General features: G+C 65.0%; 14 protein-coding genes. 9 read left to right on the forward strand and 5 right to left on the reverse strand.

What is annotated here, in order from left to right; translation table 11 throughout:
- The first annotated feature begins 103 nt into the window (after positions 1-103).
- Together IEX41_RS11795 and IEX41_RS11800 are read left to right on the forward strand one after the other, a co-directional pair.
- The gene (locus IEX41_RS11795; protein WP_188790522.1) at positions 104-499 is read left to right on the forward strand and encodes a DUF6314 family protein; all 396 of its coding nucleotides are present in this window, start codon (positions 104-106) and stop codon (positions 497-499) included.
- A 126-nt stretch (positions 500-625) separates the two neighbouring features.
- A complete protein-coding gene (locus tag IEX41_RS11800) occupies positions 626-1,924 on the forward strand; it encodes a DUF3422 family protein (RefSeq protein ID WP_188790446.1) in 1,299 nt (432 codons plus the stop codon).
- Here IEX41_RS11800 and IEX41_RS11805 read toward each other — a convergent pair.
- Entirely contained in the window at positions 1,915-2,658 is a 744-nt protein-coding gene (locus tag IEX41_RS11805) for a hypothetical protein (protein ID WP_188790447.1), read from the reverse strand. The two genes, IEX41_RS11800 and IEX41_RS11805, sit on opposite strands and share 10 nt — an antisense overlap.
- Positions 2,659-2,782: 124 nt before the next feature.
- Here IEX41_RS11805 and IEX41_RS11810 point away from each other — a divergent pair, with 124 nt between their 5' ends.
- Positions 2,783-3,658, forward strand: coding sequence for a glycosyltransferase family 2 protein (locus IEX41_RS11810; RefSeq protein WP_188790448.1), 876 nt, complete (start codon positions 2,783-2,785; stop codon positions 3,656-3,658).
- Positions 3,659-3,738: 80 nt separating this feature from the next.
- On the opposite strand, the gene IEX41_RS11815 is transcribed toward IEX41_RS11810, so the two are convergent.
- From IEX41_RS11815 to IEX41_RS11825, 3 genes are all read right to left on the reverse strand, one after another.
- Positions 3,739-4,257: a hypothetical protein gene (locus IEX41_RS11815; protein ID WP_229673180.1), complete on the reverse strand. Its 519-nt coding sequence runs from the start codon at positions 4,255-4,257 to the stop codon at positions 3,739-3,741.
- A gap of 433 nt (positions 4,258-4,690) precedes the next feature.
- Entirely contained in the window at positions 4,691-6,094 is a 1,404-nt protein-coding gene (locus IEX41_RS11820; RefSeq protein ID WP_188790450.1) for a M20/M25/M40 family metallo-hydrolase, read from the reverse strand.
- A 79-nt stretch (positions 6,095-6,173) separates the two neighbouring features.
- The gene (locus IEX41_RS11825) at positions 6,174-6,311 is read right to left on the reverse strand and encodes a hypothetical protein (protein WP_188790451.1); all 138 of its coding nucleotides are present in this window, start codon (positions 6,309-6,311) and stop codon (positions 6,174-6,176) included.
- Positions 6,312-6,841: 530 nt separating this feature from the next.
- Between IEX41_RS11825 and hemA the strand changes: the two genes are divergently transcribed.
- The 3 genes from hemA to ispG all read left to right on the forward strand — a co-directional run bounded on the left by hemA (position 6,842) and on the right by ispG (position 11,516).
- A complete protein-coding gene (gene hemA / locus IEX41_RS11830; protein ID WP_188790452.1) occupies positions 6,842-8,065 on the forward strand; it encodes a 5-aminolevulinate synthase in 1,224 nt (407 codons plus the stop codon).
- Between the two features lie 396 nt (positions 8,066-8,461).
- Positions 8,462-10,105 carry a helix-turn-helix domain-containing protein gene (locus IEX41_RS11835; protein WP_188790453.1) on the forward strand — a complete coding sequence of 548 codons (1,644 nt, stop codon included), beginning with the start codon at positions 8,462-8,464 and terminating at the stop codon, positions 10,103-10,105.
- Positions 10,106-10,385: 280 nt separating this feature from the next.
- Positions 10,386-11,516 carry a flavodoxin-dependent (E)-4-hydroxy-3-methylbut-2-enyl-diphosphate synthase gene (gene ispG / locus IEX41_RS11840; RefSeq protein ID WP_188790454.1) on the forward strand — a complete coding sequence of 377 codons (1,131 nt, stop codon included), beginning with the start codon at positions 10,386-10,388 and terminating at the stop codon, positions 11,514-11,516.
- Positions 11,517-11,649: 133 nt separating this feature from the next.
- Here ispG and IEX41_RS11845 read toward each other — a convergent pair whose 3' ends face one another.
- Positions 11,650-12,420: a DsbA family protein gene (locus tag IEX41_RS11845; protein ID WP_188790455.1), complete on the reverse strand. Its 771-nt coding sequence runs from the start codon at positions 12,418-12,420 to the stop codon at positions 11,650-11,652.
- A 238-nt stretch (positions 12,421-12,658) separates the two neighbouring features.
- On the opposite strand from IEX41_RS11845, the gene IEX41_RS11850 reads away from it, so the two are divergent.
- From IEX41_RS11850 to IEX41_RS11860, 3 genes are all read left to right on the forward strand, one after another.
- Positions 12,659-13,801 (forward strand): pyridoxal phosphate-dependent aminotransferase, encoded by a 1,143-nt coding sequence (locus IEX41_RS11850; protein ID WP_188790456.1) that lies wholly within the window; start codon positions 12,659-12,661, stop codon positions 13,799-13,801.
- A gap of 75 nt (positions 13,802-13,876) precedes the next feature.
- Complete coding sequence (locus IEX41_RS11855) at positions 13,877-15,091, forward strand: N-acetylmuramoyl-L-alanine amidase (RefSeq protein WP_188790457.1); 1,215 nt, start codon at positions 13,877-13,879, stop codon at positions 15,089-15,091.
- A 514-nt stretch (positions 15,092-15,605) separates the two neighbouring features.
- Positions 15,606-18,143: a penicillin-binding protein 1A gene (locus IEX41_RS11860; RefSeq protein ID WP_188790458.1), complete on the forward strand. Its 2,538-nt coding sequence runs from the start codon at positions 15,606-15,608 to the stop codon at positions 18,141-18,143.
- The last annotated feature ends 85 nt before the right edge of the window (positions 18,144-18,228 follow it).

An 18,228-nucleotide genomic window follows, 5' to 3' on the forward strand; every position in this document is an offset into this window, starting at 1 on the left:
GGGCGGCAAGTGCAGCGAGGGAAGGGGGCGCTGCCCCCCTCTTGGCTGCGTCAATCCACCCCCCGGCGTATTTGGAAAGAGAAGAAGGGGCGGGCGCGTGCGGCTGGCGGAGTTCATCGGGGAGTGGAGCCTTGAGCGCGAGATCTCGCAGGCGGATGGCGGGCAGGCGCGGTTCGAGGGGATGGCGGAATGGCGCGCCTCGGGGGGCGGCGCCGATTACCTTGAGCGGGGCGAGCTGGTGATGCCCACCGGACGCTTTGCCGCCGAGCGGCGCTATCGCTGGGAGAGCGATTTATCGGTGTGGTTCGACGATGGGCGGTTCTTTCACCAGGTGCCCGAGGCCGGGGGGGAGACCGGGCATTGGTGCGATCCCGATCAGTATGATGTCAGCTACGATTTCAGCCTCTGGCCGCTGTGGCTGGTGCGCTGGCAGGTGCGGGGGCCGCGCAAGGATTATGTGATGGTGTCGCGTTACGCGCCACTGGAGGCAAAGGGGTGAGATTTCCGTATCTTACGGCGCGGTATGCGGTGGTATTCCCGTAAGGTGCTGGAACCGCTTGGGAAAATCGCTTTACTTGGGCGCGGTTCCGGGTAGGTTCCCCGGGCCGGAACGAAAGGACGCCCCATGCCCCCCATCGCGGACCACCCGCTGCGCTATCAGCTGGCCAACGAGCTACATGCGCGGCCCTTCCCGTCGCTGCACGCACCGGGCCGGGCGGTATTCCTTGCGGTGAAGAAAGCTCAGGATGCGGCCTCGCGCGATCGGAGCGAGGATCTTGCGCATCTACTGGATCTGCTCGACCGCTACGGCACGCCGCATCCACAGCCCGGCGCCACCCATTTCAGCGCCGCTATCGGGCGGCATGTGTTGAAATGGGAGCAGCATACCGAGTTTGTCACCTACACCGTCTTCCTGCGGGGGCTGGGTGAGCGGCCCTATGATCCGGCGGACTTCGATGTCTTCCCCGAGGATTGGCTGGCGGCGGCGCCGGGCGTTCGCGTGACCTCGGCGATGATCCGGGTCTGCGAGCGGCCAGACCATGCGCGCGAGATCAACGATCTTGCCAACACCTGGCTGGTGCCGGACAGCATGGCGGTAAGCCGGGTTCTGGACGATGCCATCGTGGTGGCGGGGGATTTCCGCATCGACGCGGGCGGGCATCTGCGCTTTGCCGTCTTCCCCGCCGCCGGAACCGGCGAGCGGCGGGTGGGACGTGTGGTCCAGCGCCTGTGCGAGATCGAGACTTACAAGGCCATGTCCATGCTGGGCTTTACCCGGGTGCGCGAGATCGCCGCGAAAATGACCGCCATCGACGAAACCCTGACCGGCTTGATGACCGAGATGACTCACGGCTCGGCCCCTGAGGAAGAGACGCTGGGATCTCTTTTGCGGGTGTCCTCCGAGCTCGAGACGCTGTCAGCGCAGACCGCCTTCCGGCTCTCGGCGACCGCCGCCTACGAGGCGCTGGTGACACAGCGTATCACGGTGCTTAGGGAAGAGCGGTTCGAGGGGCGGCAGACCTTCCGTGAGTTTATGGCGCGGCGGTTCGATCCGGCCATGCGCACGGTGAAGAGTGCTGAAAAGCGGCTCGAGGCCATGTCAGCGCGGGCGATGCGGGCCGGGGACCTGCTGCGCACTAGGGTCGAGGTGAAGCGGTCCGCACAGAACCAGGACCTGCTGGCCAGCATGGACAAGCGCGCCGACCTGCAGTTGCGTCTGCAGCACACGGTCGAGGGGCTGTCGGTGGTGGCGATCAGCTATTATGCCGTGTCGCTTGTGGGATACCTGCTGTACCCGCTGGCGGAGCAGGTGGAGATGAGCAAGGGCATGCTCAGCGCGCTGTCGGTGCCGCCGGTGGTGCTGGCGGTCTGGTGGGGGCTGCGGCGGATCCGGAACAAGGTGTCCGGCGGCGATCACCCGTAATCATACCCCAGCCGCGCCTCGAGCCCGAGGTCGAGGCGGCTGCGCAGGAAGGCCATGTCCTCGGGGGGCATGGCGTCTGGCGTGGCGGGGCGATTTGCGATGGCGGGCAGGAATTTCGAGCCGAGGCGCTTCATCACCGGGCGGTAGGGGCCCGGTGCGGGCTGGCCTGCGGCCTCTGCCAGCTCTGCGAGGAACCGTTCGGGCGCGGCCTGCACTGCCTCGAGACGGCAGAAGACCACCGAGCACTCCCGGTTGAAGAAGCTCAGCAGCCCGCGCAGTTTCGCCTGCCGCAGGGCGAAGAGGTCGGGCCAGGGCAGGCCGGTGTAGGGATCGCGGTCATATTGCAGCGGCTGCCCCACGCCCCCCAGCGCCTTGACCTGCGGGAAATAGCGGGGGCGGTCGGCGATGGTGGCCCATTCGGTGCGGATGAAGTCGGAGAACGCCAGCGCCTGCATGGCGGGCGGGCAATGCCAGGGCTTGGCATGCATGGACAGGGCCCAGCGGGCCGCATCACGGACCAAGCAGATCACCGCCGTGTCCGGGGGGATCGCCGTCATGTGGGGCAGGGCGTGTTTCCAGCCCAGATCTTCAGTCGGGGCGAGGGCGGTGTTCCGGCCCACCAGCCGCTTGACGAAATTGGTCCCGGACGAACGTTCGCCGAGCACCTGGTAGCGACCAACCGGGCCGCGCAGGGCGATCTGCCAGCCGGTTACCGCAAACTGTTCTGAAATCATCGCATTACCGCCCGTTCTTGCCGCGTGCCCTGCGCGCCACGATAAACTGATCCCCGCCGATTGGCGATATTCAACCGCGGGGCGCGCCGCTAACATCGCATGAAAGACAAATGGGGGCAGGCAGATGCAATCGGTGGCTGCGGCGATCACCATGGTGCGGGACGACCCGTTCTTCCTTCGGACGTGGGTTCGATACTACGGCGACCTGCTGGGGCGCGAGAATTGTACCGTGGTGAACCATGGACACGGGGACGAGGTGCGGCGCATCGCCGAAGGGTGCAACATCGTCGGTATTCCGGGTGATCCCCACAAGAACTTCGACATGAAGCGCTGGCGGCTGCTGGGTGGGCTCGTGCAGGGGCTGCGCAGCTATTATTCCCACGTCATCGTCGGGGACGTGGACGAGCTGGTGGTGCTCGACCCCGAGGTGGGGGTGTCTTTGGTGGACTGGTTGGCTCAACAGCCGATCCGCCGGCTGCTGACGCCGCTGGGCATCGAGGTGATCCATCGCCCCGCGCTTGAATTGGAGCCGGTGAGCGGGGGCATCCTGGGCCCGCGCCGCCATGTTCGTCTCGCGCCGCATTACTCCAAGCCATGCGTCATTTCTCTGGGAACCAAGATCGCGCGGGGCGGACATTATACACAGGCGTCAAAGCTGTTCGCGCCGGACCCGCTTTACCTCTTCCATCTGAAGTTCTGCGATTTCGAGACATATGTCTCTACCCTGAACCAGCGAAACGCGATGACCGAAACGGTGGGGGGCGATGCGCGCGAGGTTTCCATCGGGCGCCACTGGTTTGCCGAAGCCCGGGGCGAGGACCGCGAGGTCTTTGCCCGGTTTGACGATCTGGAGATGCAGGAAGGGTTCGACTTGGCCTGGGTCCGCAAGCGCATGAAGCGTAGCTGGAAGGCGCGGAGCGATACGGGCTTCTGGCAGTTCGACCGGCCGGACTATCGGCTGCAGTATGTCCTGCCGGAGCGCTTCGTGGGGATGTTCTGACGCAAAGGCGCTCCGCTCAGCGGGGGCAGACGCCGTATCTGTTAGGGCGCGATGCGCAGCCGCAGCTCAGGGAGGGGGGCTCAGAACCCGCTTAGCGATGACACGAAAGCGATGGACGCGGCGCTTACGGGAACCGCGCTTTTGACGCCTTCGGAGGCGGCCACCAGAAGAGACCGCGAGTTGTCGTCCAGCAGCCCCATCCCGGCCTCGACCACGCTGGCAGGCGTGTAGATCAGAGCGGCCGCAAGGAAGGCCCCCAGTATCACGCCGCTGGAATTGCTGCGCTTGATGGTCTTGGGGCGGCTCATGGTCCAGCGGAAAACGTTGATCCCCAGCGCAACTGCGGCAACCGCGAGGAATACGGTGAGGGCGAGGAGGACGACATGCTGCTGGCCAGCTGACAGGCTGCCGTCCGCGAGGTGGACTTCGATGGCCTCGCGGTTGCGGGCCACGGTCATCACGATGTAGGCGCCGCCAAACCCGGTGAGCATGTTGAGGAAGGGACGGCGGCTTCCCTTTTCGGGGCGCTTGGTCTGACCGTTGCGGCAAGAGGACGCATCAATCCGACGCACGCGATCCCTGAAGTCCGCTTGGGTCATCTTTCTAAAAGCATATGTCCGCATCGGTCGTTCTTGCCCTTGCTGGCGATCTGCCTGTCTTCACGTCCGGTCCGCGGTTCCGTCTCCATTGGGGCTTCTGTCCCGGAGCGGCGCGGGGGTATCCGGCGCGATGTGTTAAGAGCTAGGGGTGAATAAAGGCAAATTCGTGCACTGATTAAGGCCGGCTGCGGATGAACTGGCGTTAAGTCGATAAAACCCCCTCAAATAACGCCTTGTTTGCTTAATTTTTGATCAATACCTGTCCTCACCTGTGACCATAGCGTGATGGGCGGCGCTGGAAGTGCCGCAAAGGTTGTTTAATCACTGCCTGAAGTCAGGTTTTTGACAGAACGGGGAACACAAGTGGCGACACCGGCGACAAATCCGCCGGTGCCAGAGAATCACCTGTGGATCCGCTGCGATTCATCCATGGTCACTCGGACATGGCCGCCAGCATGCGCGCCCAGCTACGGGTGCCCTTGTGGAAGCTCTCGAGGTCGTATTTCTCGTTCGGGCTGTGAATCATGTCGTCGTCCTTGCCCCAGCCAACAAGCATCGCGTCCATGCCGAGGATCGACTTGAAGTAGCCTGCGATTGGGATCGACCCACCGCAGCCCGCATAGGCCGCCGGATCGGGCCATTCGTCGGTCAGCGCCTTGCGCGCCGCCTCGAAGGCCGGGTGGTCGGTGGACATCTGCGAGGCGGGCGAACAGCTGTGGTCCTTCCACGTGATCTTGCAGTCCGCCGGCAGCTGCGCCTCGACCCAGGCGCGGAAGTTCTTGCGGATCGCCAGCGGATCCTGCGTGCCCACGAGCCGGAAGCTGAGCTTCGCCGAGGCCTCAGAGGGCAGGACGGTCTTGAAGCCCGCGCCGGTGTAGCCCGACCAGATGCCGTTGATCTCGGCAGTGGGGCGCGACCAGATCATCTCGAGCGGGGTGACCGATGCTTCGCCGGCCGGCTCGGAGAGGCCGACATCCCCTAGGAAGGTCTTGTAGTCAAAGCCAAGCCCCTCCCATTGCGCCTTCATCTCGGGGTTGAGCACCGGTACGCCTTCGTAGAGGTCCGGCACCTGGATGACGCCGTCCTCGTCGAAGAGGTTGCCGAGGATCTTCGTCAGCACTCGCGCCGGATTCATGGCAAGTCCACCATACATGCCAGAATGCAGGTCCTTGTCGGGGCCGGTGATGGTGAACTCCTCGCCCAGCAGGCCGCGCAGCATGGTCATGATGGCGGGGGTCTTCGACTGAAAGAGGCCGGTGTCGCAGATCAGAGCCAGATCACAGGTCAGTTCGTCCGCGTTCTCTTTCATGAAGGGCACGAGGGATGGCGATCCGGATTCCTCTTCGCCCTCGAGGAAGAAGGTGATCTTGCAGGGCAGCTCTCCATGTTCAGCCTTCCATGCGCGGCAGGCTTCGATAAAGGTCATCAGCTGGCCCTTGTCATCGGCAGAGCCACGGCCACGGATAACCTTGCCCTTGGCGGTGTCCTCGATCGCCGGATCGAAGGGATCACGGCGCCAAAGGTTCAGCGGGTCAACCGGCTGCACGTCGTAATGGCCGTAGAAGAGGATGTGCGGGCCGGTGCTGCCCTTTGGGCCGTCGACGTGCCCCACCACCATGGGGTGCCCGGGGGTGGGGCGTTTTTCCGCCTTGATGCCAAGAGATTGCAGGTCGGTCACGAGCCAGTCCGCGGCACGGTCGCAATCGCCCTTGTAGGCCGGATCGGTCGAGATCGAAGGGATTCGCAGCAGCTCGAGCAGGCGGTCGGTCGCTGCGGGCAGATCGGAATCGATCCGCGCCAGCACAGTGTCGAGCTTTGCATTAGGGGAGGATGTCATGGTGGGGAGAACTCCTGCGGTCGGTCACGTTCCCGCGACCCTAGGATCGCCCCCCGGTACTGTCCAGTCCGCCCCCGGATCAGAGCGTCAAGACTGCGAGACCGCCCAGCATCAGCGCCGTTGCCAGCCCCTGCCACAGGCTGAGCTCTTCTCCGATGGCGGGGGCAGAGAGCGGAACGATCAGCGTCCCGGCGACGCCGATGGCTATGTAGATCACCGAATGACCGACACGGCGCTCCAGCGTTGTTTAGTCCAGGAGGTCAGGAGAAGGAAGCGATATCAGAGGGTTATGTACCTTCTCTAACTCGCCTGATGACAGTTTCCGCCTCACGTTTGCAGTGGCGTGGCCAAGGGCGGTGGTCCGTGCAAGGGCGCGCTGCGGGAAACGAAGCAACGGCACTGCACGTGGGGCACTGGAAAAGGAGCAAGGTTGCGCGCGAGACTTTGTGCGGCGTGTCGAGTGTCTGAAGGGATGCGCCCGCGGGGGCGGCTAAGTCGGGCGCTTCACACCGTCCATGCCTTGAGAGCGGCTAGCGACTGTAATCCGAAAGTCTTGATGTATATCAAGGATGCGACATTTAGGATGCCTCTAAACCGTGGACATGACGTTTACCGGACGGTATCCAAACCCGACCAGGCCCGAACCAGAAACGGCTTGGACCCGCCCAGGAAGAGGCAGCGCAGAATGACCCCCAACCCGTTCCGTCAGGGCGGGGGTGCGCGGCAAGACCAAGGAAGGAGACGCCGGTGGACTACACCGCGAAGCTCGACGAAGCCCTGAACCGCCTGCACGAGGAAGGTCGTTACCGCACGTTCATCGACATCGAGCGCAAGAACGGCCAGTTCCCGCATGCCACGTGGCGCAAGGCGGACGGCTCCGAAGAGGCGATTACCGTCTGGTGTGGCAACGACTACCTCGGGATGGGGCAGCACCCGAAGGTCCTTGCCGCCATGCACGAGGCGATCGAGGCAACGGGCGCGGGCTCTGGCGGGACCCGCAACATCTCGGGCACCACGGTTTATCACAAGCGGCTCGAGGCGGAACTGGCGGACCTTCACCAGAAGGAAAGCGCATTGGTCTTTTCGTCGGCCTACATCGCCAATGACGCGACCTTGTCGACGCTGCCCAAGCTGTTCCCCGGCCTCATCATCTATTCCGACGAGCTCAACCACGCCTCGATGATCGAGGGCATCAAGCGCAACGGCGGCGCAAAGCGGATCTTCCGTCACAACGACGTCGCCCACTTGCGCGAACTGATGGCGGCGGACGATCCCCGCGCGCCCAAGCTCATTGCCTTTGAATCGGTCTATTCGATGGACGGCGATTTCGGCCCCATTGAAGAGATCTGCGATATCGCCGACGAATTCGGCGCGCTGACCTACCTCGACGAGGTGCACGCGGTGGGCATGTACGGCCCGCGCGGTGGCGGCGTGGCCGAGCGTGACAATCTTCTGGACCGGCTCGACATCATCAACGGCACTCTGGGCAAGGCGTTTGGCGTCTTCGGCGGTTACATCGCCGCGTCTTCCAAGATGTGTGACGCGATCCGCTCCTACGCGCCGGGTTTCATCTTCACCACCTCGATTCCACCGGCGGTGGCGGCAGGGGCGGCGGCATCTATCGCGCATCTCAAGACGGACAGTGCGATCCGCGAACGTCACCAAACCCAGGCGAAGATCCTAAAGCTGCGGCTCAAGGGCATGGGCCTGCCGATCATCGACCACGGCAGCCATATTGTTCCTGTGATCGTCGGCGACCCCAAGCACACCAAGATCCTGTCGGACATGCTGCTTGAGCGCTACGGCATCTACGTTCAGCCGATCAACTTCCCGACCGTGCCCCGCGGTACGGAGCGTCTGCGCTTTACCCCGTCGCCGGTGCATGGCCCGGGCGAGATGGACGCGCTGATCCGCGCCATGGATTCGCTCTGGTCCCATTGTGCCCTGAACCGGCAGGAACTGAGCGCCTGATACCGCGAACCTGACACCGCTTGGGGCTGAACCATCCTGCGCAGTGCTCAAAATCGAACCTCTTCCGTCCGTCGGGAGAGGTTTTTTTGGATCCCGTTTTCATCTTCATTGCATCAAATTCATCGGGAAAATCCGGCCAAATCGCGGCTTACCGCGTGGCATTCATGCCTCAAAGCCGCGAAACTGGACCGGAAAGGCTTGAATCCGCCGGGAACACTTGGGGTCAGCAGGAGTTTGCCCATCGAGAGCGCGTGCGCGACTGCACGCTCATGGCAGGGGAAATCCTGTAAAACCAGTTGTGATGTGCTAACGTAGTATCAATAAGAAGCGCGACGCGAATCGCGAAAGCGTGAGTGGCAGGGCACTTTTGGACAGCTGAAATTTAGGGACGGACGCATGATCGGGCGGAAATCCTCTCGAAAGCCGGAAACTGACGCGACCGACGCCGGACCCCGCGGGTTCGACGATTTTGCGCTTCGGCTCGGAGATGTGATGCGCGGCGAACGCGCAACCATGGGCAAATCGCTCTTGGATGTGCAGCGGGAGCTGCGCATCAAGGCAAGTTATATTGCCGCCATCGAGAATTGCGACCCCTCCGCTTTCGACACGCCCGGCTTCATCGCCGGTTACGTGCGGTCCTACGCGCGCTACCTCGGTATGGACCCGGACGAGTGCTTCAACCATTTCTGTGCCGAAAGCGGTTTTTCCGTCGCCCATGGCATGTCCGACAAGGCCTCGACCATCCGCAAGCCGGGCGTTGCGCCCGTAGTGGATGATCAGCCACGCCCCAAGGCCCGGGACCCGTTCCAGGAACCGCGCATGGCCTTCGTGCCCGCCGGTGACAGCTTCTTCTCGCGGATCGAACCCGGTGCCATCGGCTCCATGCTGGTGCTGGTCGCGCTGATCGGCGGTATCGGCTACGGCGGCTGGTCCGTGCTGCGCGAGGTGCAGCGCGTGCAGCTGGCGCCGGTGGATCAGACCCCGGTGGTGCTGAGCGAACTTGACCCGCTGGCCGGTGCGACGGAACCCGCTGATGATGAAACCGACGAGGTGCAGACCGCAGGGGCAGGGGTGTTTTCTCCGCCTCGCTCCGAAGCGATGGACCGGCTCTATCGGCCGCAGGCGCTTGATGTGCCGGTACTGGTGGCGCGGGATGCGCCGATCTCGTCACTTGATCCGTCGACCGTGGGGGCCTTTGCTTCGCGCGGGATGCCGAACCGTGGTCAGACCGTGGCTCCCGATGGCAGCGAACGTCAGGTGGCGTCCCTCACTCAGGGCTTTGGCACCGACGCGGCGCCGCAGACGCTTCCTTCCCTTGCAGGGCAGGTGACGCTGGTTGCCGTGCGCCCTGCATGGGTTCGGGTGCGCGGCAGCAATGGCGGCGTGCTTTACGAGCGGGTGATGAATGCTGGCGATACCTGGCAGGTGCCCGCAGGCGAGACGGACCCGAGCCTTAATGTGGGCGAGTCCGGCGCGGTCTATTTCGCCGTCAACGGCCAGACCTATGGTCCCGTCGGTGCCACTGGCACCGTGACCCGTGATCTGGGGCTGGACCCGGTGGTGTTGACCGCCGCCTACCAGCCCGCCGACCCCGGACGGGACGAGGATCTGCAGAGCATCGTCGCTGACCTTGGCTCTTCCGTGGCGTCGGTGGGCTCTGGCGCAACCGCTCTGCCCAAGGTTTTGGCCGACAACGCGCCGGGTGTGATGATGATCGCCGTGCGTCCCGCGTGGGTGCGGGTGCGTGCCGCCGACGGGTCGGTGATCTACGAGGCGACCATGAATGCTGGCGACACCTACAAGCTGCCGGCGACCGACAATCCCGCCACGCTGCGGGTGGGCGAATCCGGCGCGATTTACTTTGCCGTCAACGGCCAGACCTACGGCCCGGCTGGTCCGAATGGACAGGTGACGTCGAACCTTGCGCTGTCGGTGGACAACCTCACCCAGAGCTTCGCCGTGGCCGACGCCTCGGACGACCGCGATCTGGGCCGGGTGGTCGCCGAGCTTGCGGATCTTGGCCCCCGCCGCACCGACTGAGCGTTTCGTGGCCTGATCCCTTGGGGCCTGCACCCAGCGACCCCGGTAGCACCGGGGTCTTTTCATATGCGGACCGCAGGGTGGTCCGCGCGTCGCGGGCAGGCCCCGAACACAGTCAAGTGGCCGCCGCGCCCCTTGCTGCAAGCCGGACGGAGCACCATCTATGGACCGGCGTTGCAGGGGACAGGTTCACTTTCCCTCTGGTCCTATGGTGATTTCATGTCCATCGGGTTAAACAGACGCGTATGACCACGAACGCTCTGCGGAGGAGCATTTCCCCATGAGCCACAATCCCATTCGTCCCTGGCGCAACATCGACCGTCGCAAATCCCGCCAGATCATGGTGGGCAATGTCCCGGTCGGGGGCGATGCGCCGATTTCGGTCCAGACGATGACCAACACGATCACCACCGACGTCAAGGCGACGGTGGAGCAGGTGCAGCGCGCCGCCGAGGCCGGTGCCGACATCGTGCGTGTTTCCGTCCCCGACGAGGACAGCGCCAAGGCGCTAAAGGAGATCGTGCGCGAAAGCCCCGTGCCGATCGTCGCGGACATCCACTTCCACTACAAACGCGGCATTGAGGCCGCCGAAGCCGGTGCGGCTTGCCTGCGGATCAACCCCGGCAACATCGGCAGCCCCGAGCGTGTGCGCGAGGTCATCAGGGCCGCACGTGACAACAACTGCTCCATGCGCATCGGCGTCAACGGTGGCAGCCTCGAGCGCCATTTGCTTGAGAAATACGGAGAGCCGTGCCCCGACGCGATGGTGGAATCCGCGCTTGATCACATCAAGCTTCTGGAAGACAACGATTTCCACGAGTTCAAGATCAGCGTGAAGGCGTCTGACGTCTTCCTGTCCTCGGCCGCCTATATGGGCCTTGCCGAGGCAACCGACAAACCGCTGCACCTTGGCATCACCGAGGCGGGCGGGCTGACCTCGGGCACCATCAAGAGCGCCATCGGCCTTGGCCAGCTGCTGTGGATGGGCATCGGTGACACGGTGCGGGTGAGCCTTTCGGCGGACCCGGTCGAGGAGATCAAGGTCGGCTACGAGATCCTCAAATCGCTCGGCCTGCGGCATCGCGGCGTCAACATCATCTCCTGCCCGTCCTGCGCGCGGCAGGGCTTTGACGTCATCAAGACCGTGGAGGCGCTCGAAGAGCGGCTCGAGCACATCAAGACGCCGATGTCGCTGTCGATTATCGGCTGCGTGGTCAACGGCCCCGGCGAGGCGCTGATGACCGATGTGGGCTTCACCGGCGGCGGTGCGGGCAGCGGTATGGTCTACCTTGCGGGCAAGGCCAGTCACAAGATGTCCAACGACCAGATGATCGACCATATCGTCGAGGAGGTCGAGAAGAAGGCGGCCGAGATCGACGCCAAGGAACGCGCCTCCGAGGCGGCCGAATAAGGCGCGGCTTTGTCGCGTGCCACCCAGGCGCTTGTGAAACCCGCCGGGGTGGTTGCTTTACCGGCTCGCGGAGCCTTCGATGTCTCCGGTATCGGTACGGCCCCTTCTGGGCAGGGCCGCACCGGACAAGACCTCAGCCTTCCGAGCGGATCTCTTCGACCACCTGACGCATGCCGTCGAGCGGCACGTAGCCACGCAGCATCTGGTCGCCGAAGACGAAGCTCGGAGTGCCATTGATCTGCATCTGTTGCGCCAGCGTGCGGGTTTCCTGAATGCGGCGGGTGATCTCCTCGTCTGACATCCGCGAGATCACCGCGTCCGCGTCCAGCTCGAGCGTCTCTGCAAGGCGGCGCAGAACCGGCTCGGAGGGCTCGCCCTCGAGGGTCATGAGTGCGTCATGAGCTTGCTTGTAGGCGTCGTCCCCCGCTTCCATCATCACCGCCAGCGCAAAGCGCGACGAGGTCATGGACGCTTCGCCGAGGATCGGGAATTCCTTTAGGATGATACGGATGTTGCCGTCGCTTTCTACCAGTTCCTCGACCTCGGGAAAGGCGCGGCGGCAGTAGCCGCAACGGTAGTCGGCGAATTCTACGATGGTCACGTCGCCATCGGGGTTGCCGCCGACGTAGCTGTAGCCGTCGTCGAAGAGAGCGTCGGCGTTGGCGGCCACCAGTTCGTCATCGGCGGCGGCCTGCGCTTCGGCCTGCTGGTTTTCAAGGGCGCTCACCGCCTCCATGATGACCTGCGGGTTGTCGAGCAGGTAGCTACGAACCTCGGCACCGAAAGCCTCGCGCTGCTCGTCGGTCATGTTCGCCACGTCGAATTCCTGTGCGGGCAGGGTGGTGGCAGTCAGGCCGGCCGCAAGGGCGGCGGCACTGGCGGCAAGGCGGGGGCGGTTGAACATCGAAGCTCCGTTCTGTCTGGTTGGCCGCACTTGGAATGGCGGGCTTGCCTGTTTTGCCGCCCCAGTGGCGGCGGGCTTGTGCGGCGTCTATCACATTTCCGGCGCGGTGCCACGCGCCCGGAGGGGCAGATGTCACGCGCCCGGAGAGGGCTAGTGCGAAGCGCCCGAAGGGGCGGACGTTGACCCGTCCCGCCGGGCGGCGTAATCGGACACCCTCGGGCCAAAATGGGAGAGCGTGATGCGGAACTCAAGCCGGGGGGCAGTGGATCCCTTCATCGTGATGGATGTCATGGAGGCCGCGCGGGCCGCCGAGGAGGCAGGCCGCCACATCATCCACATGGAGGTGGGCCAGCCCTCTTCACCCGCCCCGGAACACGCCCGCAAGGTGCTGGCCGACACCATGAAGACCGACCCGCTTGGGTACACGGTCGCCCTTGGGATCCCCGAATTGCGCACACGCATCGCGCAGCTTTACGGCGAATGGTACGACGTGGACCTCGATCCGGCGCGGGTGGTCGTGACCCCCGGCAGTTCGGGGGGCTTTGTGCTGGCCTTCACCGCGCTCTTCGATGCCGGCGACAAGGTGGCGCTGGGGATGCCGGGCTACCCGTCCTATCGGCAGATCCTCAAGGCGCTGGACCTTCAGCCGCTCGAGGTGCAGGCAAAGCCCGAAAACGGATTGCAGCTGGTGCCCGACGATCTGAAGGGCCTCGATTATCAGGGTCTGATGATGGCATCGCCCGCGAACCCCACTGGCACGATGCTGGACCGTGGCCAGCTGGGCGACATGATCGGCGCCTGTCACGAGGCCGGCGCGGCCTTCCTGTCGGATGAGATCTACCATGGCATCGAATACGACAAGCGCGCGGTGACCGCGCTGGAAGTGTCGGACGATGTCTGCGTCATCAACTCCTTCTCCAAGTATTTCTCGATGACCGGCTGGCGGGTGGGCTGGCTGGTGGTGCCGCCCGCGCAGGTGCGTCAGATCGAACGCTTGGCGCAGAACCTTTTCATCTGTCCGCCCCATGCGGCGCAGGTGGCGGCGTTGGCGGCGATGGACGCCGGGGACGAGCTGAACGCCAACCTTGCCGTCTATGCCCGCAACAGGGCCCTGATGCTCGAAGGGTTGCCGAAGGCGGGATTCGACCGCATCGCGCCGCCCGACGGGGCCTTCTACGTCTACGCGGACGTGAGCCACATCACCGATGACAGTCGCGCCTTCGCCGCCGAGATCCTCGAAAAGGCCGGCGTCGCCGTGACGCCGGGCCTTGATTTCGATCCGGTGCGCGGCGGCGGCACGCTGCGCTTTTCCTATGCGCGGGGCACGGCTGACATCGAGGAAGGGCTCGAGCGGCTGCGGGTCTTCATGGAACACCGCTGAGTCGGCTTGCACGAATCCGCCGGGGCCATGCTAGGGTCCGGCGAAACGGACATGAGCAGAAAAAGAGCCGGGCGGATGAGCAGGATCCTGACAGTTGTGCTGGCGCTGAGCCTTGTTGCGGGGCTGTGCTCCGCAGCGATGGCGCAGCCCATGGGAGGGCGTGCGAGCTTCGAGGACGGCCGCTTCGAAGATGCCCGCCAGGGCGCGGCGCAGCTTGATCTGCAGCTCAGCCAGGGGGTGCCGTGGCGTGCCTTCACCTTGACCGACCCGGCGCGGCTGGTGGTCGATTTCCGCGAGGTTGACTGGACCGGCGCCGAGGCCACGGCGATCGTGCACACGGACGCGGTGAGCGATCTGCGCATGGGGCCGTTCCGCTCGGGGTGGTCGCGGCTGGTGGCGGTGCTGGCGCGGCCCATGGTGATCGGCCAGGCGGGCATGACTGTGGCCGAGGGCAGTGGCGCGGCATCTCTGCTGCTGCGGCTCGATCCCAGCGATCCGGCGGCGATGGAGGAGCTGTCGGGCGCGCCCCAAGACCCGCGATGGGATCTGCCCCCCGCCAGTGCCACCGCCGACCGGCGCGGCAGGGACGGGCCGCTGCGCATCGTGCTCGACCCCGGCCATGGCGGCATCGACCCCGGAGCGGAACGGCGTGGTCATTCCGAAGCCAACCTGATGCTCGCCTTCGCGCGCGAGCTGCGCGACGTTCTGCGCCGGGCGGGGTACGACGCGATCCTCACCCGGGATGACGACGTTTTCGTATCGCTCGAGGGGAGGGTGGCGCTGGCCCATGATCTGCGCGCCGACCTCTTCGTGTCGCTGCATGCGGATGCCATTGAAGAGGGTATCGCCCATGGTGCTTCGGTCTACACCCTGTCGGGCGATGCATCGGATGCCGCCTCCGAAGCGCTGGCCGAACGGCACAACCGCGATGACCTCCTTGCCGGGCTCGACCTGTCGGGCTCGGACGACCGGGTGGCGAACGTGCTGATGGACCTCGCGCGGCTCGACAATGGCCCGCGTAGCCTGTCGCTGGCCAAACACCTCGTGGGCGGCATCCGCAACGCGGTGGGCTCGGTCCACAAGCGGCCGCTGCGGCAGGCGGGGTTTTCGGTACTGAAGGCCGCCGACATTCCCTCGGTGCTGGTCGAGGTGGGGTTCCTGTCCACCGCGCGCGACCTCGAGCTTCTGCAGGATCCAGCATGGCGGGCCGGCATGGCGGCTGGCATCCGTGACGGGATCGAAGCGTGGGCTATCGAGGACGAGGCGCTGGCCCGACTGCGCCGCCAGTAGGCCAACATAGGGCGGTGACGGACCTGCGCCGACGTTGCTGCGGTGCCGGGCAGGGCGCTGGGGTCGTCGTGCCGCCGCTTGGGGACCGTCCCGTGCTTTGGGCGTGTGCCGACCCAGCGGACCTCATGCCGTATCTCTGTGGCGGGATAGTGCGCCACGGGTCCGGGACGCAGCGCCGTTACGGACACCTCGGCTCTGGGCGCGCGCTGCACCATGAGCCCGGTCCGCTTGGCTTTCTCAAAACGTGGTTTGGGATGCCCCTGTCGCCGGCCCCGGGTCTGTGTGGGCGGGGCTGGCCCGATCTCACCGCAGAAATGGTCCCAGCGGCACGAAACCGCCTGTCTTCCTCCGATCCATCCGTTATGTAGAGCGCCGGAGGCCGGTGCCTGCCTTGTCCCGCATCGGCAGGAGCAGGGCGGGGCAAAACGTGATCGCCCCCTGATGTTCATGTGTTTTGACCGGACGCCCCGTCTTGTATATTGGGGGCGGCAATCCCACGAAAGGCGGCCATCGCGTGCTACGGTTCATCTTCTCCTTCTTCGGCGGAATCTTCTCGATCCTGACCCTTGGCCTTGCCATGGGGGCGGTCACCATCGGTGCCGTTTTCTGGATGTATGGACAGGATCTTCCCAGCCACGAGAGCCTTGCACAGTACACGCCGCCGACCATCAGCCGGATCTATTCACAGGAAGGTCGGGTCATCGATGAGTTCGCGCAGGAGCGGCGAATCTTCACCCCTGCGGACCAGATCCCCGACCTCGTGAAGCAGGCCTTCATCTCGGCCGAGGACAAGAACTTCTACACCCACCAGGGGTATGATCCGCGCGGCATCGCCGTGGCGGCACTCGATGCGGTGAAATCGCGCGGGCGGGACGTGCGCGGCGCGTCGACCATCACCCAGCAGGTGATGAAGAACTTCCTGCTGTCCGGCGACCGCCGGGCCGAGCGCAAGATCAAGGAGATCATCCTTGCCTCCCGTGTGGAAAGCGCCCTGTCGAAGGAAAAGATCCTCGAGCTCTACCTGAACGAGATCTTCTTGGGGCAGAACTCCTACGGCGTGACCGCCGCTGCCCAGACCTATTTCAACAAGGCGCTGACTGAACTTGCGCCGAACGAGGCAGCTTTCCTTGCCTCGATGCCCAAGGCACCTTCGGATTTCCACCCGGTGCGCGCCAAGGAGCGCCTGCTGGCCCGCCGCAACTACGTGCTGCGCGAGATGGAGGACAACGGCTACATCGACACCGCGACGATGGAGCGAGAACTGGCCGCGCCGCTGCTGTCGGTTCAGAACGGCGATTACGAGCCTTACCAGATGGCGCTGCCGCCGCGCGACTACTTCACCGACGAGATCCGCCGCCAGCTGACACAGAACTTCGGCGAGGGCGAGTTCTACTCGGGCGGTCTGTCGGTGCGCGCCACGCTGGACCCCGAAATGCAGGTGGAGGCCGCCGAGAGCCTGCGCATCGCGCTTGAACAGTATGACCGTGGCCTCGGCCGTTGGACCGGCACCGGCGAGACCATCGCCGAGGATCAGCTGGGCAGCGAAGAGGCCTGGCGTGCTGCCCTGGCGTCGGCCAATGTGCCCCGTGACATCGACCTCGAAAGCCGCTGGTTGCCGGCGGTGGTGCTCGAGGTCGGGGACCAGTCGATGCAGCTGGGGATCGAGGGCGTGGCCTCGGATGACGCGCGCGGCTCTTCGGTGCCCCGTGATGACATCTCCTGGGTGCGTGGTAGCTTCGCCGATAATTTCGACCGTGGCGATGTGGTGCTGGTGCGCGAGATGACCTCGGACAGCGACGGCAGCTTCATTCGCTGGACCCTGCGGCAGGTGCCCAGGGTTCAGGGGGCGTTCATGGCGATGGACGTGAACACCGGCCGGGTGATCGCGATGCAGGGCGGCTTCAGCTATCAGGACAGCGTCTTCAACCGCGCGACGCAGGCGATGCGCCAGCCGGGGTCGAGCTTCAAGCCCTTCGTCTATGCCTCGGCGCTGGATTCGGGTTACTCGCCGTCCACAATCATCATCGACGCGCCGATCGAGATCGACACGCCGCAGGGCGTCTGGCGGCCCAAGAACTCGTCCAACACCTATTACGGTCCGACGCCGCTGCGCACCGGGATCGAGCAGTCGCGGAACCTCATGACCATCCGCCTCGCGCAGGAAATCGGTATGGACACCGTGGGCCGCTACGCCGAACGCTTCGGGGTCTATGACCACATGGGCCGGGTGCTGGCAAACTCGCTGGGGGCGGACGAGACGACACTCTACAAGATGATCTCCGCCTACGCGATGTTCGCCAATGGCGGGGAGCGCGTAGAGCCGACCCTCGTGGACCGGGTGCAGGATCGTTATGGCCGCACCATCTACAACCACGAGAGCGCGGCGGGGAACGAACGGGTCTGCGTCGATTGCGCCGATCCGAACCTTGCACCGGGGCAAAGCCCGCGCATCGTCAACAACCGCGAGCGCATCATGGACGCGGTCACCGCCTACCAGCTGACATCGATGATGCAGGGCGTGGTGCAGCGCGGGACAGCATCCGGCGTTGTGGATCTCGGGGTGCCCACCGCGGGCAAGACCGGCACCACCAACGATGCCAAGGACGTGTGGTTCCTCGGCTTCACCAGCAACATCGTGGCGGGCTGCTACATCGGCTACGACACGCCGCGTCCGCTGGGGCGCGGGGCCTATGGCGGCTCCATGTGCGGCCCGGTGTTCCAGCGCTTCATGACAAAGGCGGTGCAGAAATATGGTGGCGGCCCGTTCAAGGTGCCAGAGGCCTGCGAGTTCATCAACATCGACCGCTTCACCGGCTCGCGGCTCGGGCCGAATGCCTCGGGGTCGAACGTGGTTGCCGAGTGCTTCCGCCGTGGCGAAGAGCCGATGTTCGGGGTGCCGCTGGACGGCGGCTGGGCAATGTCGGGGAATTTCGACGTGATCCAGCCCGATGGCTCGACCCGGTCGCGCGAGGTCACCACCTCTACCGGCCGCCGCGCCGTGGTCGGCCCCAAGGCGAGCTTTGGCACGCTGTCGTCGGGCGGGCTCTACTGAGCGGACCCGGCGGAGCCTCCGGCGCAGGTTGAGCGCCTGCGGCGCGGCATGGGGGCTCTGCCCCCTGCCGCCTTCGGCGTCATTC

The organism is Salipiger pallidus, assembly GCF_014643635.1.
In the GTDB taxonomy this organism is placed as follows: domain Bacteria; phylum Pseudomonadota; class Alphaproteobacteria; order Rhodobacterales; family Rhodobacteraceae; genus Salipiger; species Salipiger pallidus.